Here is a 9,150-nt window from a genome sequence, read left to right on the forward strand (position 1 = left end):
TGCTAGTGTGTCGCACCTGAGATTTGTTGAAGATATTTTGCTAGTGATTCGAGGATCTCTTCTGCGGTTTTGCGCTAGATCCGTCTGGTTGTCGTGCGTGAGAGGCCAGTTCACTTCGTCATCGACGACCTGGTCCAGTGTGTGGCGTTCGGTGTCGAGAGTTCCAGCGTGGTGATCAACACGTCTTCGACCTGGTCGAACAGGATCGACGGCGGCCGCCCAGGGCGGGGCTCGTCGACCAGGCCCGCGAGACGTCGCTCGACGAACCGGCGCCGCCACTGGGCCACGGTGCCCTCCATCACCCGCAGATCGGCGGCCACGTGCTTGTTCGAACCTCCCGCGGCGCAGGCGTGCACGATCTTGGATCGCAACACCAACGCCTGCGCAGCCTTCGCCCGATGCGACCAGCGCATCAACTGATCGCGCTCGTCATCGGTCAACACGAACTCGACATCGTCACGCCCGGAAACCCCACCATTCCCGGCGCCGATGCCACACCTCGGGAGTGTCCGATTAACGGTTCTGTTCCACTTTCGGTTTGCGCCGTGCGGCGCTGTGTTTAGAGTGGAGGCGAGAGACCCCCGCCTCCGGCCTATCACCGCAGGTCGGGGTAGCTGAGGACAGCCTGATCCGGGTGGTGCTGAGGAGGTGGGAGCAGCCCTGACAAAGCCGGAGTGGGCCAGTACTGCCAGATGGTGTGGGTCCGGAGACCATGTACTGCCGTAGCACCTTTCGTGAGCAGGTGCTGGGTGTTCTGGAGCATTATCAGCGGCGCACCACCCGTTTGACCAGCCAGGTCCGGACAGTGGCGCGGGAGCGGGCCGGCGCCCGGCTGCCAGCGGCATTGCCAGTATCGACGTGCTGCCCGATGTCAAGGCCGACCCCCACCGATTTGCTGCGTGAGCACTCGGTGGCGAGATCGTCGCACGGGACGGGTCGACCATCTACGCCGAGGCCGTGCGGCGGGCGCTGCCGGCAGCGATCCAAGTGTCGGATCGGTGGTACCTGTGGCACGGCTTGACCCAGGTAGCGGAGAAGGCCGTCGAGACCCACAGCGGCTGCTGGGTAGTTGCAGCACCGAAACAGCAATCATTGATTCGGGAGCAGACCACCCTCGAACGCTGGCCCGCCATCAACACCCTGCTCGATCAAGGCGTAGGATCAAGGTCGCGAAACTCGCCCGGGACTGGTTTGTGAGCGAGGTGGCATCTGCTGCGGCACTCGATGTCGATAACGGCGGGGCAACCGACACCCGGTCATGACGCCGCTTCGCCGGCCTTGGCTCAGGATATCCGCCCACGCCAGGCGCGCAGCGCTGTGGCAACCGATTCTTCGATCGACCGCGTTGTGTCGAGCGCTGTGGCCTCTGGCCAGGCAGAGGCTGTGGTGGCCAGCGCCGCTGCGATCGCAGGCGTCGCTTCCGAGTCTCCCTTCGGCCGGGTGGCGATCCGCTCGCCGGCGAGAGCAGGGGGGCAGACGCAGCACAGCGATACGAGATCGGCGCGGCTCTGTTCGGCCACAGTAGCGGCCTTGGCGCGTTCATCCGGGTCGGTCCAGCTGGCGTCGAGGATCACCGACATCCCGTGTTCGAGCCGATCCCGAGCCTGATCGAGCAAGTGTGCGTATACCAATGCCCTGGCAGCCGGCTGATAGGCGCCTGCGCTGAATGACCCTGCAGCTCCCGTGATCGCTCCGGTGGCGCGCAACGAGGCGCGCACGCTGTCACTGGAAAGCAGATCGGCTCCGGTTGCGGCCGCTACCTGGGCCGCGACAGTAGATTTCCCGGTGCCGGGTAGACCGCCGATGAGCACGAGACGGACCGCGCCCTGTTCGAGGTGCTCTAACGCAAGTTCGATATGCCGCTCGGCCTGCTCGGATGCCTCCGCATCCCCTTGCTCCGCTCGGATGCAATCGGTCTTCGCGCGGACCATTGCTCGATAAGCGATATAATGGTGCTGCAATGTCACCGGTGCCGCATCATCTGCCGCTTGTAGATATGCCTGCAAAAACGAGCCGGATTCCTTTGGGTGACCGAGGAATTCGAGGTCCATTGTCAGAAAAGCGGCATCGTCCAGGCTGTCGACGAAGCGTAATTCGTCGTCGAAGTCGAGGCAGTCCAGGATTCGGAAACCGTCGGGCAGGACGAAGATATCCTCTGCGAGCAGATCGCCGTGGCCATCGACTATACGGCCGCTTTCGATCCGTTCCGTCAGTAGTGCCGCGCGACCGTCGATATACCGAGTAGTCAGGTATCCGATGCGAGCCAGAGCATACGGATCGACAAAAGGATATGAGTGTTCCCGCAGTGGGTGTAGTAGAGCGTGCCAGCGGTGGAGCAGCTGCGCTGGTGTACCGGCGCGATCGATGCCTGGACCGCGTCGTGCCGACGCGTGAAAGCGGGCAAGAGTCCGCGCCAATGTGGCCAGTTCGGCTGTTTCGTGTCTGTGCTCGTCGAGCAAAGTGGACAGCCGCTGTGCGTCCGGGATCCGGCGCATTACGATAATCGGCTCGTCGGCGCCGCCTTCCGGATCGGTCAGCTGTGCCAGACCGAGATAGATATCGGGGGCCAGCCGCTGATTCAGCTCGAGTTCCCGAGCGCACGCTAGCGCTCGTTTCTCCGGGGTGCCGAAATCGAGAAAGTCAGTGACAACAGGTTTCTTCATTTTGTAGGCGCGGTCCCCGCACAGCACCACCAGACCGCTATGCGTCTCGCGCAGCTGCGCAAACGGTTCGTGGATGTCGGTCATGGAATGGTCCCGATTCGTTGGATCGAGGTGTCGAGCACAGTGATGCCCTCTCGGATAAGCTGGAGATAGTGCCGGAGCAGAGTGTTTCTGTGGGGTCAGTGCTCGGCAGATGCCGTGGTGAGATGCTCTGCGATGAGGATACGGTGGGCTTGCTGCGCGGCGTCGGCCCGGCGTTTGTCACCGGTGTCGTCGATCGGCAGCTGCTCCAGGCCACGGGTGAGTACTGCGATGGCGTCGCCGAGCAGCCGCAGCCGCTGTTCGAGTTCATCGATCCGGGTGGTTTCGGTTTCGTGAACGGTGGGTGTGTCAGCGGTCTCGTCTATGATCCCCCCGTGTAAGACTTGTCGCAGGCGTGCCGGTAGCACGGCGAAAATGTGGTCGAGTTGCCCCGGAGAGAACTGGGTGGCAAGCGCGTCGGTGACTGCGCCGGCCAGTCCGGGTACCTCTTCACGGGTAATTCCGGCTTCCTGCGCGAATTGGGTCAGGAACGGCCCCACACTATGCCCGAAGGGGGTGTGGCTGGGCACCCATCCCTCGTAGTAGATGCCGCGCAGGAACTCGGGCAGCTGTGCGGTGAAGTGCGCCGAGCTGACTACACCGATGCGGTCGCGCACTGTGTGCAGCCAGGCACGCATCACTCGGCACACGAAACCGAGGTCGTCGGTATCGAGTTTTTCGGCGATCACGATGAGCCATTCGCGCGCGGAGTTCACAGACGACGCCAGGGGATCGTTTCTGTAGGCCATGATCTCAGCGTCGTCCTGGCAGCTGTCCTGAGCCTAGGGCCTGATGTCCCTGGACCAGATCGGTCGATCGGCCCATGTCAGAGGTGATCATCGGCCCTGGTCATATCCGGTCCGCGCGACTAGGGCAGAAGAGCCCATCCTGCCGGGACCTATCACTCTGGCGACGTGGGGGCGCCGAGCCACACCATGGTGCGATGGAGTTGACTGGGGTCCGTATCGACAAGCCGGACGATCTCAATGTGATCATCGGACAGTCCCACTTCATCAAGACCGTGGAAGACCTGCACGAGGCTCTGGTCGGGGTCGGTCCACATCTGCGATTCGGGCTGGCGTTCTGTGAAGCATCCGGGCCTCGGCTGGTTCGTCACTCCGGTAACGACGACGAACTGGTCGAACTGGCCGCAAAGAACGCCACCGCAGTCGGAGCGGGGCACTCGTTCATCGTATTCCTGCGCGAAGGATATCCGGTCAATGTGCTCAACGCCATGAGGCAGGTGCCGGAGGTCTGTGGAATCTTCTGTGCCACCGCCAACCCGGTCGAAGTACTCATTGCGGTGACGGAGCTGGGCAGGGGCATTGTCGGAGTGGTCGACGGCGCTGTGCCATTGGGCGTTGAAAGTTCCGATGACCAGGAAGAACGTCGAAAGTTGCTGCGTCGGATCGGCTACAAGCTATAACAGACCGGGCCCACGCTGGAGAGCTTCCGCAGTTGTGCGTGACGACTGGAACACTGCTTCTCAGCCGTCCGGATCGCGCCCCGGCACCGACCGGACGATGCGGTCGCCTACTCAGCGACCAATGGCCCTATCGGCGCGTCGCGGTCATGGTGCTAGAAGGGGGAAACAGTAGAACAGAACCGATACGCACGGCCCATCGGTTCAGTGCGAGTCGACGGCTGTGAAGATGTCCGACAGTGACCGGCGTGGAGTGGCCGGGATGGGATCTGCGTCAGCGGGCGCGGTCCCGACTCGGATCACCACCTGCGGCCTGTTCGGATGGGGGAGCAGGTTCGTGAGTAGTTCGCGGCTCGCTGGGAACTCAGTGACGTGGGTAAGTGCGCAGGTCGCTAGCCCGGCTGTGGTGCATTCCAGTAGCACAGCCGACAATGCCTCACCAGTGTGCAGCCACTGGATCACCGAGTCGGTGCCGGTGCTGAGTACTATGAGTCGAGCGTGATCTTCGAGCTGTGCGCGGCGCATCGAATGCGGGGAGGAAGGGAAGGCCCGTCCAACACCGACCCTTGCGAATTCCGCATCCGACACCAATGCGGATCGCGGTATCCCCTCAGAAGGCACTGCATACTCGGAACGGCCGGTCCACCAATGTAGTTCGGACTGATAGAACTGATCATCACGGCGCACGACCTCGGCCTGTTCCGATGCGGCGGTAAGCCGTGACCGGGCTTCTTCGTCGAGCACATCGAGTCCGACTTCATGTGGAGAGGCGAGCATACGTATGCGGGGCAGGATGTCGACGAAGCCCTCCGGTTCGGACAACGGCAGCCGATCGGTGCGTCGCTGGTCGATGACGAGCGCGCGGGAGTGGATACCAGCGGGCGGATCTGGCCATGCCCGGAATGTGATCACCGCCAGACAATCGGGACGTTCGTAGTCAGGGACTCGTGTGGTATCGGTACGCCAGCCGTAGTCGGCGAATATGGTCCGCACGTGGTGCAACAGCGCACCGCAACTGATCACCAATTGCCGACCGAGCGGGTCGATCGAGGAAAGCAGCCGATCGGGGTCGGTGTATAGGTACAGGCGAACGCCGTCGAATACCCAACGCCACGGCTGGGTGTTGTGTATCGACGGCGCACGGGCGGCGAGCTGCAGCGCTTCCAGCATCGTCGAGCGATCGGGAACCGGTACGGCACCTCCCTTGTCGTCGGCGTTCATAGCTGGAGTCTGCCCGACGGACAGATCCCCGGATACAGGCCTTCCTCCTGCAAGCCGGGGAACTTGGTCCTTCCCATGCTCGCTACACCGATTTATTCCGCTCAGTGTGCTTCGATGTTCAGCGGTACTCTCCTTCCCATACCGAGTACGCGAGATGCGACGTGGATATCGGTTGTCTCACTGCGCGTGTTCGGCGGGTTCTGGCATGTCGAGTATTTCGGCGAGCGGCCTGCGCGGCGTCGGCGGAATGTCCTGCGCGGCGGCGGACGCGATGCCGACCCGGATCAAGACTTGGGGCAGGGTGGAGCGCTTGATCAGTTCCTGGATGACAGCGCGACTATGCGCTACTTCGATCAGATGAGTCACAGTACATGTCGCGTAGCCCGCGAGAGTGCATTCGAGGAGCACTGCGGAGAGCGCTTCACCGCAAGGCACCAGATCTTCTGGGGCATCACTGTCGGTGGACAGTACAAGAATCACCGAGTGATCGGCGGTACTCCCGCTTCGTGGTGGGATGTCTTTGGCTGCGGGGAACTGCCGGTTTATGGCGACTTGCCTCCCTTCCTCCGGAGAGATCAAGGCCTCTTTGGGGACACCGGAACCGGCAACGGTATGCCCTGTCCACCAACGTAATTCAGCATGATGTTCAGAATCGTAGCGGCGCAGGGACGCAGCCATCTGCGCGGCACGAGCAAGCGCGGGGCGGCTGCTTTCCGCCAAGACGTCGAGGACGGCGGCGGCTGGGTCGAAGGTGGTCCGCAGGATCGCTTCGAAATCGGACCAACCAGTGGGTGCGGTGAATGGCAATCGGTCGGTGCGCCTGCGCATGATGGCATCGGCGCGTTCGCGGTCGCCCTCGGTCGCGGACTTCGACACTCGGAATGTGAGAGTGGCGAGGTGATCGCGTCGGTTCGGATTCGGGAACCGGTCGACGTGGGTGCGCCAGCCTGCCGCGGCCATGGCCACGCGCAGGTGGTCCAGGGCGATCCCGCAGCTGATCAGCAGCTGCTGACCGGAAGTATCCGTTGCGGGGAGCATACGTTCGGGTACGGCGAACAGACGGAGGGCATGGCCGTCGAATTCCCAACGCCAGGGTTGGCTGTTGTGCAGCGACGGTGCCTGGCCTGCGAGCAGCACGGCCTTCTGGATAGTGTTCCCGGTCAGTGGCTGGGTCATATCGCTGACGGTAGATATCCGAAAACAGTCTGGCATGAGTCATAAGTCCCGGATCGGACCGCCGGTAGCCCCGCGTGCCGAGTGGTCGCTAAAGACCTTCGCCCCTGGACGGGATGAATCGGGCTGTCCAGCCCGGAGGAGTGGTGAACAGGGCATGGGCGGCGCCACCGATCGAGATCATCTGCCAAGATCGGATCGCGCTACTCGCCGCAGGAAATACGGTCCGGCTGCTGACGAATTCTGCAGCCGGACCGTGCACATGAGCGCTGATCGGTCCGGAAAAGGGAAGCGTCAGCTCGCCGATCTGGCGATGATGACCGGTACTTTCGCCGCGTGCAAGACCGCTTGGCTTACGGAACCGAGCGTCATCCCGGCGAAACCACCACGACCATGGCTGCCGACGACGATCAGCTGGGCCTTCTCGCCTGCGTCCAGCAGTCGCTTGGCAGGGTTGTCTTCGACTACGATGCGCTGAATCGATACCTCGGGATAGCTCTCGCCATAGCCGGCCAGACTCTGTGAGAGCAATTCCTCGCCCTTTTCCTGCATGGTGGCGCGCGAATCGTAGCGGAAGAACTCCGACCAGGTGTGCACCGCGACCAACTCCGCTCCGTGCTGCGCGGCGTACTCGAAGGCGATCTTGATGGCCTGTGCGCTGCGTTCCGAGCCGTCGACACCGACTACCACCGAACCTACAGCGTGGTCCGAGGTTTTCGTACGGTCCGGAATCACTGCGTACTCCGGGACCACAGCGACCGGGCATCCGGCATGCCTGGCCAGTGCGGTGCTCACCGAACCGAGCAGACCACGACCCAAGAGGCCGAGCCCACGGGTGCCGACCACAAGCATGTGTGCAGCCTCGGACCGGTCGCGTAGCACCGGGATCGGTGGCGCCTGGACCAGATCGGTCGTGATATCGAGTTCTCGGATCGAGGCGGATGCCGCCGCAGCGGTTTTATGTGCGACGTCCAGCGCATCGAGACCGTTGCGCTGGTAGTCCTGTTCCCACTGCGGAACCCCGCTACCGGGCCAGTCGAGCGGGGCGCCGATCGCGTAGACGATGTGCAGCGGGGCATGATGATGCGCCGCCTCGATGGCGGCCCACTGTACGGCAACGAGCGCGGACTGAGAGCCGTCGACTCCGACGAGAACAGGCAGAGCGCTGCTGTCAGACATGTGTTTTGTTCTCCCTATGCGTCGTGGGCAACCATGACCGGGCAATCGGCATGCTGGACAAGGAAATTACTAGTGGATCCGAGTAACAGGCCACGGAACCCTCCGCGGCCTCGGCTGCTGACCACGAGCAGTTGCGCGGACTTCGACCACGCAGTGAGCAGATTGCGCGGCGCCGCGGCGCAGACCTTGCGGACCACCTGGACATCGGGAAATTTCTCTTGCCAGCCTGCGAGCTGTTCGGCTAGTACCCGTTGTGCCGCTGTTTCGAGTTCACGGGTGGGGAGAACAGTAGCGACTCCGGTGTGAGGATGAAAAGTCATATCGCTGGCGGCGTGTACCGCGACGAGCGTTGTGTCACGCAGGCTTGCCTCGGCGAATGCCGAGGCAACCGCGGTCTCGCACGCTCTGCTGCCGTCGACGCCGACCACGACGGGCCCGACCCGGCGGATCTGTTGTTCGCTGTCGGCAGTGCGAACTACCACGATATCCCCGTGACCGTGCGCGGTCACGGCGAGCAGGGTGGAGCCGATGTGTGCGAGCTGCCCCCCGTGCCCGGCGCCGAGCGCTACCAGGTGTGCGGAAGCGGATCGCTCGATGAGCAAGGTAGCCGGATGGGCCGGCGACAGCTCGGTTTCGACCTGTAGCTCGGGGGCGACCCGGCGGGCCAGCCGCGCGGCGGCGGCCAGCCGAGCGGTGGCTTCTTCCCGTAAGGTCTGGGTGATCGCGGGAACCATCAGGTCATACATGCCGAAGATGGCCTGAGTGGCGGTGAGGTTCAAGCCGTACACAATCAGCAGCCTGCGGTTACGCTGGGCGGCGAGCTCAGCAGACCAACGCACGGCGAGCTCGGCACCTGCGGAACCGTCGATGCCGACGACCACCGCGGCGGATACTGAGTGGTGCGGGTTGTCGGTGAGCGGGGCGGACATACCTGGCGTCCCTTCGGAGAACGATGCTTCGACATTCGAAGGGTACGAGCCGGGTACCGCTGTGTACCCTGTCGTTGGTCCCCAATGACGAGGCCCTTCGGCCGCGGTTTCCGCGCGGCGGACGCCACAAACACCGCTACAGGTCAGCCTCGGGTGTGTTCCAGTTCGCTCGAGCCGAGTGGACCAGGCATGCCTTCGGCACCGGGCTCGTCTCCCATAGCGAACTATGACCGGTTGATCCGACTTTTTCTGTAAGTATCTGCGATAGAAACGCTTACGCACTGTATATCCGGTCCCGCGACGCGGATGAGGTCATCAGTTCACATGCCGTGCTCTGTCCAGAGATTCTCCGTGCTGATCGGATCGGTTCCACGAGAAGGGAAATAACTCGTGAACCTGATTCGAGTGGTGGATCGCGCAGTTGCGGAAATATTGCGGTGTAAGGCGATCGGCTCGCGACGGTGGTAGGGTGCGACAGCGC

The 9,150-nt window shown here is 63.0% G+C and carries 8 protein-coding genes; 1 reads left to right on the forward strand and 7 read right to left on the reverse strand.

The annotated features are described in order from the left end of the window. Window positions 1-110 precede the first annotated feature (110 nt). The 3 genes from ACX4ZE_RS20125 to ACX4ZE_RS20135 form a co-directional block, all read right to left on the reverse strand. Window positions 111-443, reverse strand: a complete 333-nt coding sequence (locus tag ACX4ZE_RS20125) for a helix-turn-helix domain-containing protein (RefSeq protein ID WP_480275021.1) — start codon at window positions 441-443, stop codon at window positions 111-113. Window positions 444-1,283: 840 nt separating this feature from the next. Further along, window positions 1,284-2,747 carry a bifunctional aminoglycoside phosphotransferase/ATP-binding protein gene (locus ACX4ZE_RS20130; RefSeq protein WP_480275022.1) on the reverse strand — a complete coding sequence of 488 codons (1,464 nt, stop codon included), beginning with the start codon at window positions 2,745-2,747 and terminating at the stop codon, window positions 1,284-1,286. Window positions 2,748-2,842: 95 nt separating this feature from the next. Next, a complete protein-coding gene (locus ACX4ZE_RS20135; RefSeq protein ID WP_480275023.1) occupies window positions 2,843-3,493 on the reverse strand; it encodes a DUF2267 domain-containing protein in 651 nt (216 codons plus the stop codon). A 194-nt stretch (window positions 3,494-3,687) separates the two neighbouring features. Between ACX4ZE_RS20135 and ACX4ZE_RS20140 the strand changes: the two genes are divergently transcribed. Further along, window positions 3,688-4,170 (forward strand): adenosine-specific kinase, encoded by a 483-nt coding sequence (locus ACX4ZE_RS20140; RefSeq protein WP_480275024.1) that lies wholly within the window; start codon window positions 3,688-3,690, stop codon window positions 4,168-4,170. A 201-nt stretch (window positions 4,171-4,371) separates the two neighbouring features. On the opposite strand, the gene ACX4ZE_RS20145 is transcribed toward ACX4ZE_RS20140, so the two are convergent. The 4 genes from ACX4ZE_RS20145 to ACX4ZE_RS20160 form a co-directional block, all read right to left on the reverse strand. Then, entirely contained in the window at window positions 4,372-5,388 is a 1,017-nt protein-coding gene (locus ACX4ZE_RS20145) for an Acg family FMN-binding oxidoreductase (protein WP_480275025.1), read from the reverse strand. Between the two features lie 177 nt (window positions 5,389-5,565). Further along, window positions 5,566-6,564: an Acg family FMN-binding oxidoreductase gene (locus ACX4ZE_RS20150; RefSeq protein ID WP_480275026.1), complete on the reverse strand. Its 999-nt coding sequence runs from the start codon at window positions 6,562-6,564 to the stop codon at window positions 5,566-5,568. A 291-nt stretch (window positions 6,565-6,855) separates the two neighbouring features. Continuing rightward, the gene (locus ACX4ZE_RS20155) at window positions 6,856-7,740 is read right to left on the reverse strand and encodes a universal stress protein (protein WP_480275027.1); all 885 of its coding nucleotides are present in this window, start codon (window positions 7,738-7,740) and stop codon (window positions 6,856-6,858) included. Between the two features lie 14 nt (window positions 7,741-7,754). Further along, window positions 7,755-8,669 carry a universal stress protein gene (locus ACX4ZE_RS20160; RefSeq protein ID WP_480275028.1) on the reverse strand — a complete coding sequence of 305 codons (915 nt, stop codon included), beginning with the start codon at window positions 8,667-8,669 and terminating at the stop codon, window positions 7,755-7,757. Window positions 8,670-9,150: the final 481 nt, after the last annotated feature.

It is taken from the genome of Nocardia sp. TBRC8007 (assembly GCF_056629435.1).

Bases quoted from the DNA above. Each gene is read 5' to 3' on its own strand.
- ACX4ZE_RS20130 (WP_480275022.1), bottom strand. From the start codon at position 2,747: ATGACCGACATCCACGAACCGTTTGCGCAGCTGCGCGAGACGCATAGC.
- ACX4ZE_RS20155 (WP_480275027.1), bottom strand. From the start codon at position 7,740: ATGTCTGACAGCAGCGCTCTGCCTGTTCTCGTCGGAGTCGACGGCTCT.
- ACX4ZE_RS20150 (WP_480275026.1), bottom strand. From the start codon at position 6,564: ATGACCCAGCCACTGACCGGGAACACTATCCAGAAGGCCGTGCTGCTC.
- ACX4ZE_RS20140 (WP_480275024.1), top strand. From the start codon at position 3,688: ATGGAGTTGACTGGGGTCCGTATCGACAAGCCGGACGATCTCAATGTG.
- ACX4ZE_RS20145 (WP_480275025.1), bottom strand. From the start codon at position 5,388: ATGAACGCCGACGACAAGGGAGGTGCCGTACCGGTTCCCGATCGCTCG.
- ACX4ZE_RS20160 (WP_480275028.1), bottom strand. From the start codon at position 8,669: ATGTCCGCCCCGCTCACCGACAACCCGCACCACTCAGTATCCGCCGCG.
- ACX4ZE_RS20135 (WP_480275023.1), bottom strand. From the start codon at position 3,493: ATGGCCTACAGAAACGATCCCCTGGCGTCGTCTGTGAACTCCGCGCGC.